Genomic DNA, 17,073 nt, shown 5'->3' on the forward strand with positions numbered 1-17,073 from the left:
GTCCTCTCCTTTACCAGGTGACCGGCAGCTCGTGCAGGCCGTCGATGAGGGCCTTTTCCTTGAAGGGGAGCTCCTCCACCGGCTTGGCCAGACGCAGCCCCGGGATGCGGCGCAGCAGCGTCGTGAAGACGACCTCCATCTGCATCCGGACCAGGACCTGGCCGGCGCAGCGGTGGTGGCCGTAGCCGAACGCGATGTTCTGCGCGGCCTCCTTGCGGTGGAAGTCGAGGGTGTTCGGGTCCGCGAACACGCTCGGGTCGTGGTTGGCCGCGGTCAGCGAGCAGATGACGCCCTCGCCCTTGCGGATCAGCCGGCCGCCGATCTCCGCGTCCTCCTTCGCGACGCGGACGGTGCCGTGGTCGGCGACGCTGGAGAAGCGCATCAGCTCGTCGACCGCCTGGCCGGCGAGCTGCGGGTTCTCGCGCAGGACCGCCGCCTGCTCGGGGTGGCTGAGCAGCACCAGGACGGCCATCGTCATGCCGTTCATGGTGCTCTCGTGGCCGCCCGCGATCATCGTGCGGACGAGGGCGCTGATGTCGGTGGGGCCGAGGTCGCCGCCGCGCTCCTGGTTGCGCAGGATCAGGCTGCTGATCAGGTCGTCGGCGGGCTTCTCCGTGCGCTCGGCGATCAGCCGGTGCAGCAGGATCTCGACCTCGGTGTTGGCGGCGGCGTGCTCCTCCGGGGTGCCCTGGGTCACCAGCGAGGTGATCCAGCGGTAGAAGAGGTCCGTCTGGTCGCGCGGCACGTCCAGCAGTTCGGTCATCGCGACGGACGGCAGCGGCATCGTCAGCGCGGAGATGATGTCCACCGGGCCGCCCTGGGCGAGCATCGCGTCGATGAGCTCGTCGACGATCTCCTGGGTGCGGGGCCGCATGGCCTCGACCTTCTTGGCGGTCATCTCCGGCATCAGCATCATGCGGTGCTGCGTGTGGACCGGCGGGTCCATGTGGAAGAGGGTGCGCTGCACGATGCCCTGCTCCAGCAGCTCCAGGGGGAAGCCGAACTGGAGCGGGTAGCCGGGGTCGGCGATGTCCGACTCGAAACGCGTGTCGCGCAGCATCTGCTGCATGTCCTCGTACCGGGTCAGCAGCCAGGCCTCGCGGCCGTTGAACCTCAGCTTCACGCGGGAGACGGGCTCCGTCTCGCGCAGCACGGCGTAGTCCGGAGCCGGCTGCATCGGACAGCCGGTGCGCGGCAGCGGAAACGCGCGGACCGTCGTCTCCGAAGGCGCAGTGGTGAGTTCCGTCATGGGTCCCTCTCTCATCCGCCCCGCACCTGGTGTGCGGTCACGGCCTGGATCGATCGCGTGGGTCGTGGTCGGGGCTCGGGCTCAGCGGGTGGCAGTGGGAGGGCGCACGCACAGGTGCGTCACCGCTCGACGGAAAACATCTGCGCATTCCTCCCCAGACTCCGTCCGGGGGGACCCCCAACCGGAGTTCACCCCATTCAGGCTGCTGTTCTTCATCCCTGCTGAAAACCCCTAAGCCGTCGCGCCCCTGGTGGGAATGGCGGGGGCCCGGCGAAATTAGGGGTGGTGAAGGGTGGTCACAGGGGGCGGCGGCAATGGCGGCCGGTGCCCGCCCGCCGTTTCGATGGGGTGAGGCCTCGGGATACCGCCCGGTCTCGGGATACCGCCCGGTCGCCGGGAAGGGAAGTCGAGGAGTCATGACGGAAACGCTGCAGGGCACCAGCGCATGGATCCGGCGGTTCGAGCCGTCGCCGGACGCCCCCCACCGCCTCGTCTGCTTCCCGCACGCGGGCGGCGCCGCCACGTTCTGGTTCCCGATGGCCCGGGCGCTCGCCCCGGAGGTGGACGTGCTCGCGGTGCAGTACCCCGGGCGCCAGGACCGCCGCAGCGAGCCCTGCATCGAGGACATCGAGACGCTCGCCGCACACGCCGCCGAGGAGGTCCTGGGCTGGTCGGACCGGCCCGTGACCCTGTTCGGGCACAGCATGGGGGCCATGGTCGCCTTCGAGACCGCCCGCCGCCTGGAGGAGCGGGGGCGGCCGCCGGCCGGCCTCGTCGTCTCCGGCATGCGCGCCCCGTCCCGGGCCCGCGGCGGGTCCAGTCGGGCCGAGACCGCCGAGACCGCCGAGGAGCTCGTCGCCGGCATCCTGCGCCTGCAGGGCACCGACGCGGCCGTACTGGACGACCCGGAGCTCGTCCGCATGATCCTTCCCACCATCCGCAGCGACTACAAGGCCGCCGAGAGCTACCGCTGGCGCCCCGGCCCGCCGCTCGGCACGCCGATCGCCGTACTCACCGGGACCGAGGACCCGCACGTGAGCACGGACGAGGCGGCGGCCTGGCGCGAACACACCGCCGGGCCGTTCAGCCTCACCGTCTTCACCGGGGGCCACTTCTTCCTGAACGAACACGCCGACGACGTCCGGAAGGTCGTTACCGACCATATTGCCCGGTCGTTCCAAGCGAACTCAGTCTGAATTCAAGCGACATCTGAAAAGAAGGATGTCCTGTCTCCCTCGGGTCTTTTCCAGCCGGTTCACGGGGGGACGACCCGAGCCACAACTCAAGGCAGGAGTGGGGCGTTGGCCAGCCTCTCGTATTCGATACGCGAAGAATCCGGAACAGCCGGAACAGCCGGAATTGCTCCCGGACACGGACCGTCCCAAAAGGAAACCGTCCACGGGCTGCTGGACGCCGCCGCCGCGGCGGCGCCGGACGCCCCCGCCATCCGCGACGCCGCGGGTGCCTGGACCTACCGCCGGCTCGACGAGTACAGCCAGGCCTTCGCGGCCTGGCTGGGCAGCCGCGGCATCGGCGTCGGCGACCCGATCGTGCTCCAGCTGCCGACCAGCCGCGAGCTGGCCGCCATGTTCTACGGAGCCTCCCGGGCCGGAGCGGTGTTCGTACCGCTCAACCCCACCATGAAGCCGTACCACCTGCGCCAGGTCAGCGAGAACGCCGGGCCCAAGCTGGCCATCGGCGACGCCGCGACCGGCGCGGGCCTCCAGGAGGCCGTCGGCGCGGTGCACCAGCTCGCCGACGTGTGGGCCGAGGTCGAGGAACTGCGCACGCAAGGCGCCCGCATCACCTCCGAGGTACGCCCCGACGACGTGGCGACCCTCATCTACACCTCCGGCAGCACCGCCGCCCCCAAGGGCGTCGTCTGCCCGCACGCCCAGGTGGCGTTCGCCTCCCGGGGCCTGGTCGAGGCACTGGGGTACCGGTCGGACGACATCGTCTTCTGCCGATTCCCGATGTCCTGGGACTACGGCCTCTACAAGGTCGTCATGACCTGCATCGCCCGCTGCGAGATCGTCCTCGCCGACCAGGACTCCGACCTCACGCTGGTGCGCCGCATGCGCGAGACCGGCGCGACCGTGGTCCCGATCGTCCCCTCCTTCGCCACCATGATCGTCAGCCTGGCGAAGCGGGACACCGGGCCGCAGGCCCCGGTCCGGATGTTCACCAACACCGGCGCCGCCCTGCCGCCCGCCACCATCGACGCGCTGCGCGAGCACTTCCCCGGAGCCCGCGTGGTGCGCCAGTACGGCCAGACCGAGGCCAAGCGCATCACCGTCATGCCGCCCGAGGAGGACCGCGAACGCCCCGGCGCCGTCGGCCTCCCGCTCCCCGGCACCCGCGTGCTGATCGTCGACGCGGACGGCAACGAACTGCCCGCCGGCGAGGTCGGCGAGATCGTCGCCGTCGGCCCGCACGTCATGCCGGGCTACTGGAACAGCCCCGAGATCACCGCCGACACCTTCCGCACCGACCCCGCCAGCGGGCAGCGCAGCCTGCACACCGGGGACTACGGCAGCCTCGACGCCGACGGCTACCTCTACTTCGAGGGCCGCCGCGACGACATGTTCAAGCGCAAGGGCCTGCGGATGAGCACCCTCGAAATCGAGGGCGCCGCCATGGACATCCCCGGAGTGCGCGCCGCCGCGGCCCTGGCGCCCGGCGAAAAGCACGACCTCGCCCTCTTCGTGGAGGGCGACCTGACCCCCGCCGAGGTGCTCAAGGGCGTGGCCCAGCGCCTGGAGCCCGCCAAGGTCCCGGCGATCGTCCGAGTGCTGAGCGAGTTCCCGCTCACCCAGCACGGCAAGAACGCCCGCAAAGAGCTGGCCCTCCTGCTCGAGGGAAGTGGAAAGTGAGCCCCCAGTCCATGGAGCCGACCGAGCTCGCCCGCCAGTACGGCACGCCCCTGTACGTCTACGACCTCGACCGCGCCCGCGCCGCCCGCCGGGACCTGTTCGGCTGGCTGCCCGAGGGCTTCGAGGTGTTCTACGCCTTCAAGGCCAACCCGCACGTCGACCTCGTACGGGCCCTGCGCGACGGCGAAGGCCCCGCCTGCAATGCCGAGATCAGCTCCACCGGTGAGCTCGCCGCCGCCCTCGAAGCCGGCTACCCGGGCTCCGACATCCTCTACACCGGGCCCGGCAAGACCCCCGAGGAGCTGTACGAGGCCATCGCGGCCGGCGTGCGCACCTTCTCCGCCGAGTCGCTGAGCGACCTGGAGCACATCGGCGGCGCCGCCCTCGAACACGACACCGTCGCCGACTGCCTGCTGCGCATCAACAGCGCCTCGGCCAGCGCCACCACCAGCATCCGGATGACCGGCGCCCCCACCCAGTTCGGCATCGACAGCGAGACCGTCGCGGACCTCGCCGAGCGGCTGCGCTCGGTGCCCGGCACCCGGATCGCCGGACTCCACCTCTTCTCCCAGAGCAACGCCGCCGACGAGGAATCCCTCATCGGCGAACTCACCCACACCATCCGCGTGGCCGCCGCGATCCAGGACGACCTGGGCGTCCCGCTGCGCCTGCTCGACATCGGCGGCGGCTTCTCCGTCCCGTACGCGCAGCACGGCGAGCGGGCCCGCTACCCCAAGCTCCGCACCGAGCTGGAGGCCTCGCTCGACCTCCACTTCCCGCAGTGGCGCGAAGGCGCGCCGCGGCTCGCCGTCGAGTCCGGCCGCTACCTTTCCGGCGACAGCGGCACCCTGGTGGCCCGCGTCAGCAACGTCAAGATCAGCCGGGGCAAGAAGTTCGTCATCCTCGACGCCGGCATCAACACCTTCGGCGGGATGTCCGGCCTCGGCCGGCTGCTGCCGGTGTCCGTGCAGGTCGAGGCGGGCGAGGAGACCGAGAAGGCGAGCCTGGTCGGCCCGCTGTGCACCCCCGGCGACGTCCTGGGCCGCGGCATCGACCTGCCCCCGCTGGACGAGGGTGACCTCGTACGCATCCCCAACGCCGGTGCGTACGGGCCCACGTCGAGCCTCCTGATGTTCCTCGGGCGCCCGGCCCCGACCGAGGTCGCCGTCTCCGGCGGCAAGGTCGTATCCGTCTCCCGCATCGAACACGTACGCACCTACCGGAGTGTGGAGGGCGATGATGCATGACCTGTCCGCCAGAGGCACGGAGTCGTTCGTCGAGCGGTCGAAGGGAACCGTGATCGTCACCACCCTGGCCTCCGACTCCCACACCTGGAACCTCGTCTTCCTCCAGCTGCTCATCGAGGAGTGCGGGTACGACGTGGTCAACCTCGGCCCGTGCGTCCCCGACGAGCTGCTCGTCTCCGAATGCCGCGACCGCAATCCCGAGATGATCGTGATCAGCAGCGTCAACGGCCACGGCTACCAGGACGGGATGCGGGTCATCGGCCGGCTCCGGGACGCCGCCCCGCTGGCCGCGACGCCCATCGTCATCGGCGGCAAGCTCGGCACCGACGGCGGCGAGGGCGCCAGCCGCACGCACGAGCTGATGGCCGCCGGCTTCGACGCCGTGTTCGAGGACGGCCAGGACCCGATCGCCGCGTTCCACGCCTTCCTCGCCACCCTGCCGTCGGAGCCCCGGCGGGCCGTGGAGGCCGCGGACCACGCCCGGGTCTCCGCATGAGCGAACTCACCGCCGTCCGCGAAGGGCGGCCCGCCGGCCCGGCCCCCGTCGACTTCGGGGAGTTCGTCCGCAGGGAGGGCGGCAACGGCCGCCTGGTCGTCCAGCCCCGCATGGGATTCGGGGACCCCGGCCGGATGCGCACCGGGCTCGTCGCCACCAAGGCCGCCGGCGCCGCCACCGTCGGCACCCTCACCCTCGACAGCTACACCCGCGTCGGCAACCTGGAGGCCGTCGAGACCGCCCTGCGCGACGGCATCGACCTCAACGGCTACCCGGTCGTCAGCCACCCGCCGGAAACCACCGCCGCCGTGCTGGAGGGCGTACGCGACCGGAGCTTCCCCGTCCAGGTCCGGCACGGCTCCGCCACGCCCATCGACATCTTCCGGGCGATGATGCGGCTGAACCTCAACGCCACCGAGGGCGGGCCGGTCTCGTACTGCCTGCCCTACGGGCGCACCCCGCTCGCCGACGCCATCCGCAACTGGGAGGACTGCTGCGACCTGTACGTGCGCATGCAGGACGTCGGCATCGAACCCCACCTGGAGACCTTCGGCGGCTGCATGATGGGCCAGCTCTGCCCGCCCAGCCAGCTCGTCGCCATCAGCTTCCTCGAAGCGATGTTCTTCGCCCAGCGCGGCCTGCGCTCCATCTCCATGAGCTACGCCCAGCAGACCGACCCCGTCCAGGACCGCGAGGCCGTCACCGCGCTGCGCCGGCTCAGCGCCGAGCTGCTGCCCGTCGACAACTGGCACGTCGTCATCTACGCCTACATGGGCGTCTACCCCGAGACGGACCACGGCGCGTACGGGCTGCTCGCCAGCGCCGCCCAACTCGCCGTCACCACCGGCGCGGAACGGCTCATCGTCAAGACGGCCGCCGAGGCCCGCCGCATCCCGACCATCGCGGAGAACGTCCAGGCCCTCGAATACGCCAGCAACACCGCGCTGCGCACCGGCCGCGGACCCGACGACACCTTCACCGACTCCCCGACCTACCAGGAGGCGCGGGCCCTGGTCGACGCCGTCCTGAACCTCGACGACGACCTGGGGCGGGCCCTGCTCAAGGCGTTCCGCCACGGCTACCTCGACGTCCCGTACTGCGTGCACCCCGACAACGCGGGCCGGGCGCGCAGCTACATCGACTCCGGCGGCCGGCTGCGCTGGGCCGACACCGGCAAGCTCCCGATCGCCGGGATCGCGGAGCGCGGGCCCTCGCGGAAGATCGGCTCGGCCGACCTGATGAACGACCTCTTCCATGTCCGGTGCAAGTTCGACGCAGGCCCCCGCGAGCTCGACCCCGTCACCGCGGAGCTGATCCGCGGCCAGGCGGCGATCGGGTCACGGACGAAGGAGTACACCGCATGACCACACAGACCACCTCCGCCCCCGTGGAGACCGGCGCCTGGGTGCGCCGCTTCCACCCCGGTGGCCAGGACGCCGCGCACCGGCTGATCTGCTTCCCGCACGCGGGTGGCTCGGCGTCCTTCTTCTTCCCGGTCTCCCGGGCGCTGACGCCGGGTGCGGACGTGCTGGCGATCCAGTACCCGGGCCGCCAGGACCGCCGCCACGAGCCCTGCCTCGACTCGATCGGGGAGCTCGCGGACGCCCTCGCCGAGCAGGTGCGCCCGTGGTGCGACCGGCCCGTCACCTTCTTCGGGCACAGCATGGGCGCCACCCTCGCCTTCGAGGTCGCCCGGCGCCTGGAGGCCGGGGGCACCGTGCTGCACGGACTGTTCGCCTCCGGCCGCCGCGCCCCGTCCACCGTGCGCGACGAGCGCGTGCACCTGCGCGACGACGAGGGCCTGCTCGCGGACATCACCCGGCTCGCCGGCACCGACACCGCGGTGCTCGGCGACCCGGAGATCGTCCGCATGATCCTGCCGGCGATCCGCGCCGACTACCGGGCCGCCGAGACCTACCGGTACCAGGCCGGGACGCCGCTGACCTGCCCGCTCTTCGTCCTGACCGGCGACAGCGACCCGCACGTGACGCCCGAGGAGGCGCGCGCCTGGGAGCGGCACACCACCGGCCCGTACGCGCTGCGCACGTACCCCGGCGGCCACTTCTACCTCAACTCCCAGGCGGGCGCCGTCCTGGGGGAGATCTCCGCGCACCTGGGCTGACCGGCCCCGGGCCGGGCACCGGCTCCCGCCGAATCCGGCGGGAGCCTTTCCCGTATTCCGGCCGGGGTGCGGGAAAACGGCCTGGTGACGCATACCATGTCACTGATGCGTGCGTGATACGCATGACATCTCCGGATCTCTCGAAGAGGACGAATGAAGGCGGGACGCTCCATGACCAGTAACGAGGGCAGCGGCCTGCCGGGCAGCATCGACGTGCTGTGGGAGCTGCGCAGCCGGGAACAGCGCGGAGCACGCGCGGGCCTGAGCGCGGCACGCATCGTCACGGCGGCGATCGAGTACGCGGACCAGTTCGGGCTGGGTTCCCTGTCGATGGCCCGGGTGGCCGAGCGGCTCGACTTCGCGACGATGTCCCTGTACCGGCACGTGTCGAGCAAGGACGAACTCCACTCGCTCATGGTCGACATGGCGTACGGCAAGCCGCCGCTGCTCGAAGGCAGCGACAAGGACTGGCGCGGCGGCCTGGAGCTGTGGGCCCGCGCGTTCCTGGAGATCTTCCGGCGCCACCCGTGGATGCTGCAGGTCCCGGTCAGCGGGCCGCCGCTGGAGCCGGGCCAGATGAGCTGGCTCGAATGCGGGCTCCGCACCCTCGGCCGCACCGGGCTCTCGCCGAACGAGAAGCTCTCGGTGATGCTGCTGATGGTCGGCTACGTACGCAACAACGCTCAGGTGTCCATGCCGCTGACCAGCCAGGACCAGAGCGAGGAGGAGCTCATGGCCAACTACGGCCGGGCCATGGACAAGTTCATCGACGCGGAGACCTTCCCCGCGGTCCGCGAACTGATCGAGGCCGGCACCTTCCAGGAGACGGACGACGACTTCACGTTCGGCCTGGAACGAGTCCTGGACGGCGTCGAGGTCCTGATCCGCAAGAACACCGGCGAAAACCCCCTGGCCTGACCCCGCCGCTGCCGACGCCGGCGGAGGGCATCGCGTTCCCCACAGGGAAAATCCGGCGTTCGCACCGAGGGCCAGCGGCCAGGAGGCCGTAGGTGCGACCCCAGTGCGAACAGCACACCGGCCGAAGCCGCTCCGGCCGACCGCGAGCTCACCTGGGCGTATCAGGCGCCAACTCCTCAAGGCCGGGCGGTGGTTCACGCGAGTGACCCCGGCACGGGAGGGTGCGCCGGGGTCCGGGGAGGAGCGCAGAGTCAGGCATTGACCTCGGCGGGAGCCGAGACCGGAGGGCGGACCCCGGTCAGTTCCTCGGCCCGGTCGAGGAGGCACGGGGCAAGCTCGGGGTAGAAGCCGCGGGCGACGGCCTGGAGGAGCTCGGCGAGCGCCGCCAGCTCTCCGATGCGTCCGGCCGGGGTGTCGAGGACCTGGGCGAAGTCGGTCCGGATGCGTTCGGCAACGGAAGGCACGAGGAGGCTGTGAGCGTGTAGAAGTCCGGGGTCGTAGCCGACGGGGACACGGCCCCAGCGTTCCCAGTCCAGGAAGGTCAGAGGCTGCCCGGTGATGTTGCCCCAGTGCAGGTCACCGTGACCGGTGACCCGCTCGATCTTCGTTGGGGCGGAAATGCCCAGGAACTGGGGGAAGGCCCGCTCGATCCAGGAGTCCCGGACGGTCTCCTTGGTCCCCTCGACCTGCGTCAGGCGGTCGAGGGAACGCCTCAGTAGTCCCCACCACGGCTCCGGAAGAGCGGGGTCCCGGGCGAGGTCAGCGCGGGAGGGTGAGACCACCGGGTGCGGTACGCGGTCCAGGACCTCGGACTGAAACGACCACTCGCTGTCCACCCAGTCGTGGACGCCGTGCAACGCTGGGCGTGGCACATCGCGCGGCACGAGGAGGGACGCGCCTACGGGTCCTTGCCCTGGGGTGCGCCCCGCGTTCTTCAAGTGGCCGCGGCTGACCCGAAGCCAGCAGTCGCCCGCGCCGCGCCCCAGTGTGAATCCGGCAAAGCCCCACACCGGGCAGCCCGTACACGTGAGGCCCAGGGCTTTGGCCGCCCGGTCGTGCGCGGCCTCCATGAGGGCGCGGATGTCCTCATCCGGTGGCGAGTTCATTGGTCACTCTCCTGAGGTGTTCGGGGGCGAGGGGCGAAGCGAGTGCCTTCACCGCATCGTTCCAGTGATCACGATTCGTGGTGGAGGTCAGCACGAAGTCCAGGGCGGGGCAGGACGCGGCGGCCAGGACTCCAGCGGTGCCGGCCGAGAGCCCCGGGCGGATCAGATCCACCAGTTCGGGTGTCATCGCATCCAGCAATTCGCCGCCGTGCAGCGGGGCGGAGCCGAACGTGATCAGCCCGTCGTCCTTCGCCTGCACCAGCGGACCGTCCCCGTTCAGGGCCTGCGTGATCGGGGCATCATCGATCAGGCCGACGGGCATCTGTACTGCGATCAGGTGGTGATCACGGGAACCTGCGGCCTCCCGGGCCAGCGCCAGCAGCTCAGGCACACTGAAGGCCCCCTCCCGCAGGCCCGACCAGGTGGCCACTCCATAGCCGGGAATCTTCCCCTCGTGCACCTGCTCCTCCAGGACGGTGAACGCCTCGCGGAGCCGCCAGTGCATCGCCGACCGGTCCACTCCGCGACCAGCCCGTTCCGGGTTGTGTACGAACATCAGGTCCACGTGGCCGAGGAGGGCAAGCGCTTCTTCCACCTGATGGCCGACGAACGAGGGGGCGAGGCAGTGGCCGACGGATGCGTCGTGTTCGGTGAGCAGCCCCCGGCTGAGGGCGGCTCGCCCCTGGTTGCGGGTGAAGAAGCCCGTCTTTGTGGCGACGAGTGGAGGGTTGGGGGCTGCCCGCAGGACCCTGCCGAGGTCATGGAGGGCCTGGCCGGCGGCGTAGTTCGGCGCAGTGTCGATCCACGGGGTCCCGGCCTGCACCGCCATGCGCGCTGCTTCCACCACGCCTCGGACCCGGTACGTGCCCAGGGCCAGGGACGCGGTCACAGCCCCGTCCCCACAACGGCGACGGCTTGGCCCTCGATGAGGGCCCAGATCAGCTCGGCCACGTCTTTGACCTCCAGGCCAGCAGCCGCGGCAAGATCCCCCAGGGTCGTCGGCCGGCCGAGCAGCAGCGAACGAAGGACCGGCCCGGCGGACTCCGCGAAGTCCCAAGCTGTCCCCGCCGCCGAGAACGTGACCGTGCTGTGCCTGTCGCTCACCGTCACGCGTGCCCGCGGGGCGGTGAGCCGTACGGCGATCTCCGGTTTGGCGGGGAGCCCGTCCACGTAAGGAAGGGACGGGACGGCTTGCCCGAGGTCGGTCGTGTCGGCGGACTCCGCCCAGCGCTCGATCAGGCGGGGATCGGCCAGTAAGTCGAGCACCTCGTGGCGTACGGCGGCGAGGAAGTCCGACTGCTCCGGCAGCTCGGCGAAGCGGGGGATGTCCGTGCGCAGGGGCAGGGTGGCCCGGAGCTGGTCCACGACCCAGACCATGAGGTCCGCGCCTGTGTGCGGGACCATCCCGAAGGTCAGGTGGAGGGACTCCGTGCCTTGGTCCGCGGTGACCGCATGCCACCAGCCGCGCGGTAGGTAGAGCACGTCACCGGCCGCGAGCACGATGTCCGCCACCGGGTCGCCCTCCGGCTGCTCAGGCGATTCGACGTCCCGGAAGGTGGGGGCCTGGCGTGTGGCCCCGTACAGGCGCCACCGCTTGGAGCCGTGGAGTTGCACCACCACGACGTCGTGGTCGTCCCAGTGGAGGCCGAAGCCCTCTCGCTCGGTCCATGACGCGTACGCGTTCGCCTGGACGGAGGTGCCCAGGAACCGTTCCAGTCCCTCGGCTGCCTGCCGCACGGCGGGGTGGATCTTCTCGACCGCGTCCAGGACCAGCGAGGCGCCGTCCTTGAGCTGGGTGTGCAGCTCGGCCGGCTGGATGCGGGACCAGGTCACCGCCCGGCGGTTGGTCGTCGGGACCGCGTAGCGGTGCAACGGCACCGTCTCGCCGTCGGCCGACAGACGGAGCCGAGGTGGCTCCAGACGCTGCGTGGCGATGATCCGGTTCAGGTCGTCCCAGGTGAACAGGCCCGCCACGTCGGCGGCGCCAGGGATGTGCGCGTAGGAGCGGTGGTACGTCTGGGCGAGGAACGTGTCCCCGCCCAGACGCCCCGCCCACGAGGCTGCTTCAAGCATCGTGGGCAGCCCCGTCAGTCGTTGCCGTCGGAACGGCCGCTGCTGACGTCAGACTCCTGCTCGGCGCGGGTCCGCGCGGCGACGATCTTCCGCTTCGCGACGAGCAGGCCACCCCCCTCGGGGGCCACGGAACCGGTGTTCTCTTCCACCATCGAACTTCCCTTCTGCTTGGGGAACTCCCACCGGAGATTGGGTGGGAAGACTGGGGGCGAGCAGGTGAGCCGATCGGTTACGAGGTGACGATGACGCCGAGGACGTACAGAGCCACCGAGCCGAAGACCATCGCCAGATACAGCGGGCCGGCGAACCGGCCGACCAGGCGGAGCACCCACCTGCCTAAGCCGTGCACTACGCCGCCCCCGGCTCGGTCTCCGCGGGACGCAGGGCGCGGGCCGACACGGGCGAGGAGCCGAGGCAGCGGGGGCACTCACACGGCGGGTAGCGGCCCGGGTCCGAGAGGATGACGTACTGATCACCCGACTGGACACGGGTCGTCTGAGACCACGTACGACCGGAGTCGCGGGACACGCGAAGCGTCATGAGGAGGCGAGGCTCCGCAGCGAGGCCGAGAGACCGAGAGAGCCGTTCGTGGACGTGTCCCTCGGCGCCGTTCTGCGTTGCCATAGCCGCACCCTCCGCTGCGTCATGCCCGGTCCGTTCGCCACAACTCCCAGGAAAGCGCGCGAAGTCGACGGACTCCACGGCATACATGCCGCATTCTTGGAGCAGATCCGTGCACGGGTGCCGCAGGCTTCGAAGTCGCGGGAAGGGGTCTTCATGGGGCTGGCCGAACGGCGCAAGACCCTGGGCTACAGTCAGGAGAAATTGGCCGGGTTACTCGGCGTGGACCGCACGACGGTCGGGCGCTGGGAGAGCGGCAGGATCGAACCGCAGCCACCCCAGCGGCGAGGCTTGGCCATCGCCCTCGAAGTCAGCCTCCAAGAACTTGACGCCCTCCTGACAGAGCTACGAGCCGCAGGGCAGGAGGCCACAGGGCAGCAGTCCAGTGACCACCCGAGCGCGGGAGACCCCGACGAAATGATCCGCCGCGAATTCCTCCGCATCCTCACGGTCAGCGGGGCCCTGACGGCCCTGCCGGTCGACGAGGCCGAGGCCCTCACCGATGGGGTGCTGAGGGGGATGCCCGCCGACTTCGAGCGGATGAACAGCCACCTGTGGCAGGTCTACCAACTGGCGCGTTCGAAAGGCTCGGTCTACCCCGTCATCCGTGACCAGCTGACGACTCTGAACGAAGCACTGGCCGTCAGCCGAGGCAGTTCCCGCCCCCTCCTGAGCGCAGCGGCCGACCTCTTCCAGATGGCCGGCGAAGTCGCCTTCGACGGGAACCGGTACGCCGACGCCGCAGCCTCGTACTCGCTCGCGGCCTCGGTCAGCAAGGATGCGGGCGCGTACGACCTGTGGGCCTGCGCGCTCGTACGCCATGCCTACGTGGACATGTCCGAGCAGCGCTACCGCCAGGCGGCGCAGATGCTGGGTGCGGCCGAACGGCTGGCCGGTCGAGGGGACAACGACCTTTCGACGCGGCATTGGGTCGCGTCGGTCCAAGCGGAGGCGTACGCCGGCCTTGGGGACCTCACAGCGTGCGAACGCGCGCTGGACCAGGCCGAGAAGGTCAGGGACCTCACCGCGGAGAGCACGAACGGCGGATGGCTCCGCTTCGACGGTACCCGCTTGGCCGAGGAGCGCGGAGCACGGTACGTGCAGCTCGGCCGCCTGGACCTGGCGGAGGCGACGTTGAAGACCGCGTTGGCGCAGACGGCACTTGCGTCAGGGCAGTCGTATCGGCGCCGGGGTGCAGTGCTGACCAGCCTGGCCGCCATCGGTGCGAAGCGGCGTGACCCCGACCAGGTTCTTGCGTACGGGCGGGAAGCCGTCAGCCTGGCCCGAGTCTCAGCATCTGGGTACGTCGCCCGTAGACTCCAAGCCCTGTGCGACGAGTTCGGTCCCTTGAGCCGCGACCACCGCGTAGCGGAGCTGGGGGCGGAGATCGCCACGCTGAGCACGCCGTGACGAGAGGGGTAGGCATGTCGCAGACCGAAGGTGCACGACTGTTCCGGGAAACCTGGATCGCGGGAGTGCGGCAGCACTTCCCCGGGGAGCCGAAGGCCGGCTACGTGACCCCGTGGGAAGACACCCCGCAGTGGGAGCGCGAGGCCGCAGGCTCGGTCTACGACCAGGTCCGGCAGTTCATCGAGATCAGCGGTGGCCACACGTCGAGGCTGTCCCGCGAGCAGAAGAGCCGGTTCGTCGCGACGTGCTGGACGGCACAGATGTTCAAGCACTTCGAGGACCCGAAGCCGGGCTACGTGGCGGACTGGCCTGACCTGCCGTCCTGGCAGCAGGAGACCGACGCCGACATCTTCGAGGCCATCGAGAAGGCCGTCATCTGATGTGACGTCCGCAGCCCCCGGCCCCGAGCCGAAGGACTGGGGGTCCAGAGGTCGAGTGTCGAGGTACCGCTAGAAGATGGTTTCGAGGCACGTCCACGAGCGATGCTTCCCCCGCAGGGTCAGCGAACCCCTTCGTCCATCAGGACGTAGAGGAGGCCGACCAAGGAGCGGCTGCTGACGATCTCGCGGCGGTCGATCATGCTCCGGATGTTCGCCAGTGGGATCCACTCGATCCGGTCCGACTCCCGCGCGGACGGTGCGACGTACGACGGGCCGCCGATTCGCGGGCGGCAGCCTCGCCGGGCGTCTCGTCCGCCTCGACCAGGCCCATGGGCAGTTCCCAGGCCCACGCGTCCGTGATGAAGCGGTGGCGCCAACATCATCAGGACCTCTTGGCGGTCGTTGAGCACGGCGGCCACGGCCAGGTGGCGGAGCGACTTCTGGGTGATGCCCTGGACGTCGAGGCGATCCACGTAGTGGATGCCTGCGTGCCGGACCCGGTCGAGGTCCTCTTCGGCGTCGGTCCGGCCTGTCTCTTGAGCGGGCGCGCCGATCATCCAGTGCCGATCGAGATGCGATGGCGCCGACCGGTTCGCCGGCCAGACCTTTAGGGGCGCAAAGACGTCCGCCCCGGCCACCGGGAGGTGGTCGGGGCGGACGTCTTTCGGGCCCTTCGGGGGCCTATCGGAGATCAGTGATAGGCGACCGAAGAGTGCGGTGCGGCGGCGGGGGTGGAAGCCGCACCTGCGGTGGTCGGGATGTGCTGGGGCTCCTGCGACTGCGCGGCCTCGACCGAGCCGGGCAGTGCCGCCTCGATCGGGGTCTTGCGGAGCAGGAGGGCGGCGATCAGGGCGGTGAGGAGCATGAGGCCCGCACCGACGAGCGAGGCCACCTGGAGACCGTGCGTGAAGGCCTCCCGGCTCGCGTCGATCACCTGGGCGCCGATCTGCTGCGACTGGTGGGCGGCCACGTCGGCCGCACCGCCGATGGTGCTGCGCAGCGAGTCGAGCGCCGAGCCGGTGACGCCCTCGGGGCTGATCTTGGCCATGTCGTCGCGGTAGACGGCGGAGCCGATGGAGCCGAGCGAGGCGAAGCCGAAGGCGATGCCGAACTCGGTGAAGGTCTCGGAGGTCGCCACCGAGGAACCGGCCTGCTCCGGCGGGGCCGAGGTGACCACGATCTCGGCGGCCAGCGTCTTCGACGCCACCATGCCGCCGGCCAGCAGGCCGACTCCGACGAGGACGACCGCGATGTTGGAGTCGACCTCGACCATGGTCAGGACGCCGAAGCCGGCGGCCATGATGACCAGGGCGGAGCCGATGAGGACGGCCGGGCGGACCTTGCGGCCGAGCGAGGCCGACAGGGCGACCGCGACACCGATGGCGGGCATCGGGGCCAGCGACCACAGCGAGGCCGTGAGCGGGGAGTAGCCGAGCACCAGCTGGAGGTACTGGTTGGTCAGGACGCTGCTGCCCATGAGGGCGAACGCCACCATCAGGTTGACGATGACCGCGCCGCTGAAGCCGCCGCTGCGGAACAGCGAGATGTTGATCATCGGGTTGGCCGCGGTCTTCTGGCGGATCACGAAGGCGACGACCAGGAGGGCGCCGACCACGGCCCAGACGGCCGCGCTCTGGCTGTAGCCCTCGATGACCAGCTCCTTGAAGCCGTAGATCAGCGTCATGACGCCGGCCAGGGAGAGCGCGGTGCTCAGCAGGTCGAGCTTGCCGCGGTTCGGGTCGCGGTACTCGGGCAGCAGGAACGGGGCCGAGAGCAGGACCAGGACCATCACCGGGGTGTTGATCAGGAAGACCGAGCCCCACCAGAAGTTGTTCAGCAGGAGGCCGCCGACGATGGGGCCGATGGCGGCACCCGAGGTGAGCGTGCCACCCCAGGCCGCGATGGCCGTCTTGCGCTCCTTGGAGTCGTGGAACATGTTGCGGATCAGCGCCAGCGACGTCGGCGTCAGGGTCGACGCGGCGAGGCCGAGCAGGGCCCGCGAGGCGATGAGCATCTCAGGGCTGGTGGAGAAAGCGGCGAGGGCGGAGGCCACGCCGAACAGGGCGGCACCGATCAGCAGCAGCTTGCGGCGGCCGATGCGGTCGCCCAGCCAGCCGACGGTGACCAGGGTGCCGGCCAGGACGAAGCTGTAGATGTCCATGATCCACAGCAGCTGCGAGGCCGTGGGCGAGATGTCCTCGCTCAGCGGCGCGATCGCGAATCCCAGCACGGATACATCGACAGAGACCAGCAGGGTGACCAGGACGATCACTCCTAGGCCGATCCACTCCTTCGTTCCTGCCTTGGGCTTCAGTTCCGTCATGGCAATCGTCCATATCCTCTCGGCGTACGCGGCACGCAGAGCGTATCAGGTACGCACAGGCGTGTCACGTACTCGTTGGGGGGTGGAGGGGTCGGTGGGGGGTTGCGCCGCGAACGGTGGGAGCGGGAACGGGTCCTGCGTGGAGCGGCGGAAGACAGCATGAGCGCCGTGGGGTGCGGTACCCCAGGCGCTCGTAGGAATTGATATGAGTGAGATCCTGCACGGAAAGCGGAAGCGGATCGCCGGTTCGGACTG

15 protein-coding genes and 1 pseudogene are annotated in these 17,073 nt (G+C 70.3%); 9 read left to right on the forward strand and 7 right to left on the reverse strand.

Annotated elements, in window-relative coordinates; genetic code table 11:
- Positions 1 to 10: 10 nt before the first annotated feature.
- The gene (locus ACIQU4_RS36535) at positions 11 to 1,249 is read right to left on the reverse strand and encodes a cytochrome P450 (protein WP_403740354.1); all 1,239 of its coding nucleotides are present in this window, start codon (positions 1,247 to 1,249) and stop codon (positions 11 to 13) included.
- 416 nt (positions 1,250 to 1,665) lie between these two features.
- Here ACIQU4_RS36535 and ACIQU4_RS36540 point away from each other — a divergent pair, with 416 nt between their 5' ends.
- The 7 genes from ACIQU4_RS36540 (at position 1,666) to ACIQU4_RS36570 (ending at position 8,905) form a co-directional block, all read left to right on the forward strand.
- Positions 1,666 to 2,445, forward strand: coding sequence for a thioesterase II family protein (locus tag ACIQU4_RS36540; protein ID WP_403740357.1), 780 nt, complete (start codon positions 1,666 to 1,668; stop codon positions 2,443 to 2,445).
- 162 nt (positions 2,446 to 2,607) lie between these two features.
- Positions 2,608 to 4,122 carry an AMP-binding protein gene (locus tag ACIQU4_RS36545; protein ID WP_403740429.1) on the forward strand — a complete coding sequence of 505 codons (1,515 nt, stop codon included), beginning with the start codon at positions 2,608 to 2,610 and terminating at the stop codon, positions 4,120 to 4,122.
- Between the two features lie 11 nt (positions 4,123 to 4,133).
- Complete coding sequence (locus tag ACIQU4_RS36550; protein ID WP_403740432.1) at positions 4,134 to 5,369, forward strand: type III PLP-dependent enzyme; 1,236 nt, start codon at positions 4,134 to 4,136, stop codon at positions 5,367 to 5,369.
- Entirely contained in the window at positions 5,359 to 5,865 is a 507-nt protein-coding gene (locus ACIQU4_RS36555) for a cobalamin B12-binding domain-containing protein (RefSeq protein ID WP_385574290.1), read from the forward strand. The genes ACIQU4_RS36550 and ACIQU4_RS36555 overlap by 11 nt, the downstream gene beginning before the upstream one ends.
- Positions 5,862 to 7,229 (forward strand): methylaspartate mutase, encoded by a 1,368-nt coding sequence (locus ACIQU4_RS36560; RefSeq protein WP_403740360.1) that lies wholly within the window; start codon positions 5,862 to 5,864, stop codon positions 7,227 to 7,229. The genes ACIQU4_RS36555 and ACIQU4_RS36560 overlap by 4 nt, the downstream gene beginning before the upstream one ends.
- Complete coding sequence (locus ACIQU4_RS36565) at positions 7,226 to 7,987, forward strand: thioesterase II family protein (RefSeq protein ID WP_403740363.1); 762 nt, start codon at positions 7,226 to 7,228, stop codon at positions 7,985 to 7,987. The genes ACIQU4_RS36560 and ACIQU4_RS36565 overlap by 4 nt, the downstream gene beginning before the upstream one ends.
- A 171-nt stretch (positions 7,988 to 8,158) precedes the next feature.
- Positions 8,159 to 8,905, forward strand: coding sequence for a TetR/AcrR family transcriptional regulator (locus ACIQU4_RS36570; protein ID WP_403740366.1), 747 nt, complete (start codon positions 8,159 to 8,161; stop codon positions 8,903 to 8,905).
- A gap of 251 nt (positions 8,906 to 9,156) precedes the next feature.
- On the opposite strand, the gene ACIQU4_RS36575 is transcribed toward ACIQU4_RS36570, so the two are convergent.
- Genes ACIQU4_RS36575 through ACIQU4_RS36590 form a run of 4 tightly spaced genes read right to left on the reverse strand, consistent with a single transcriptional unit; the run spans position 9,157 to position 12,236 of the window.
- Positions 9,157 to 10,011: a hypothetical protein gene (locus tag ACIQU4_RS36575; RefSeq protein WP_403740369.1), complete on the reverse strand. Its 855-nt coding sequence runs from the start codon at positions 10,009 to 10,011 to the stop codon at positions 9,157 to 9,159.
- Positions 9,992 to 10,900, reverse strand: coding sequence for an aldo/keto reductase (locus ACIQU4_RS36580; protein WP_403740372.1), 909 nt, complete (start codon positions 10,898 to 10,900; stop codon positions 9,992 to 9,994). The genes ACIQU4_RS36575 and ACIQU4_RS36580 overlap by 20 nt, the downstream gene beginning before the upstream one ends.
- Complete coding sequence (locus ACIQU4_RS36585; RefSeq protein ID WP_403740375.1) at positions 10,897 to 12,084, reverse strand: cupin domain-containing protein; 1,188 nt, start codon at positions 12,082 to 12,084, stop codon at positions 10,897 to 10,899. The genes ACIQU4_RS36580 and ACIQU4_RS36585 overlap by 4 nt, the downstream gene beginning before the upstream one ends.
- A 14-nt stretch (positions 12,085 to 12,098) precedes the next feature.
- The gene (locus ACIQU4_RS36590; RefSeq protein WP_169435287.1) at positions 12,099 to 12,236 is read right to left on the reverse strand and encodes a hypothetical protein; all 138 of its coding nucleotides are present in this window, start codon (positions 12,234 to 12,236) and stop codon (positions 12,099 to 12,101) included.
- A 625-nt stretch (positions 12,237 to 12,861) separates the two neighbouring features.
- Between ACIQU4_RS36590 and ACIQU4_RS36595 the strand changes: the two genes are divergently transcribed.
- Positions 12,862 to 14,115: a helix-turn-helix transcriptional regulator gene (locus ACIQU4_RS36595; RefSeq protein ID WP_403740434.1), complete on the forward strand. Its 1,254-nt coding sequence runs from the start codon at positions 12,862 to 12,864 to the stop codon at positions 14,113 to 14,115.
- A gap of 14 nt (positions 14,116 to 14,129) precedes the next feature.
- Entirely contained in the window at positions 14,130 to 14,495 is a 366-nt protein-coding gene (locus ACIQU4_RS36600) for a hypothetical protein (RefSeq protein WP_403740378.1), read from the forward strand.
- Positions 14,496 to 14,614: 119 nt separating this feature from the next.
- On the opposite strand, the pseudogene ACIQU4_RS36605 reads toward ACIQU4_RS36600, so the two are convergent.
- Both ACIQU4_RS36605 and ACIQU4_RS36610 read right to left on the reverse strand, forming a co-directional pair.
- Positions 14,615 to 14,929, reverse strand: a pseudogene (locus ACIQU4_RS36605) (NUDIX hydrolase); the annotation flags it as partial.
- A 257-nt stretch (positions 14,930 to 15,186) separates the two neighbouring features.
- On the reverse strand, positions 15,187 to 16,818 hold the full coding sequence (locus ACIQU4_RS36610) for an MFS transporter (protein ID WP_403740381.1): 1,632 nt from the start codon (positions 16,816 to 16,818) through the stop codon (positions 15,187 to 15,189).
- Between the last annotated feature and the right edge of the window lie 255 nt (positions 16,819 to 17,073).

The organism is Streptomyces sp. NPDC090741, assembly GCF_044769045.1.
GTDB lineage: Bacteria > Actinomycetota > Actinomycetes > Streptomycetales > Streptomycetaceae > Streptomyces.

Bases quoted from the DNA above. Each gene is read 5' to 3' on its own strand.
- ACIQU4_RS36535 (WP_403740354.1), bottom strand. From the start codon at position 1,249: ATGACGGAACTCACCACTGCGCCTTCGGAGACGACGGTCCGCGCGTTT.
- ACIQU4_RS36540 (WP_403740357.1), top strand. From the start codon at position 1,666: ATGACGGAAACGCTGCAGGGCACCAGCGCATGGATCCGGCGGTTCGAG.
- ACIQU4_RS36550 (WP_403740432.1), top strand. From the start codon at position 4,134: ATGGAGCCGACCGAGCTCGCCCGCCAGTACGGCACGCCCCTGTACGTC.
- ACIQU4_RS36555 (WP_385574290.1), top strand. From the start codon at position 5,359: ATGATGCATGACCTGTCCGCCAGAGGCACGGAGTCGTTCGTCGAGCGG.
- ACIQU4_RS36560 (WP_403740360.1), top strand. From the start codon at position 5,862: ATGAGCGAACTCACCGCCGTCCGCGAAGGGCGGCCCGCCGGCCCGGCC.
- ACIQU4_RS36565 (WP_403740363.1), top strand. From the start codon at position 7,226: ATGACCACACAGACCACCTCCGCCCCCGTGGAGACCGGCGCCTGGGTG.
- ACIQU4_RS36570 (WP_403740366.1), top strand. From the start codon at position 8,159: ATGACCAGTAACGAGGGCAGCGGCCTGCCGGGCAGCATCGACGTGCTG.
- ACIQU4_RS36575 (WP_403740369.1), bottom strand. From the start codon at position 10,011: ATGAACTCGCCACCGGATGAGGACATCCGCGCCCTCATGGAGGCCGCG.
- ACIQU4_RS36585 (WP_403740375.1), bottom strand. From the start codon at position 12,084: ATGCTTGAAGCAGCCTCGTGGGCGGGGCGTCTGGGCGGGGACACGTTC.
- ACIQU4_RS36590 (WP_169435287.1), bottom strand. From the start codon at position 12,236: ATGGTGGAAGAGAACACCGGTTCCGTGGCCCCCGAGGGGGGTGGCCTG.
- ACIQU4_RS36595 (WP_403740434.1), top strand. From the start codon at position 12,862: ATGGGGCTGGCCGAACGGCGCAAGACCCTGGGCTACAGTCAGGAGAAA.
- ACIQU4_RS36600 (WP_403740378.1), top strand. From the start codon at position 14,130: ATGTCGCAGACCGAAGGTGCACGACTGTTCCGGGAAACCTGGATCGCG.
- ACIQU4_RS36610 (WP_403740381.1), bottom strand. From the start codon at position 16,818: ATGACGGAACTGAAGCCCAAGGCAGGAACGAAGGAGTGGATCGGCCTA.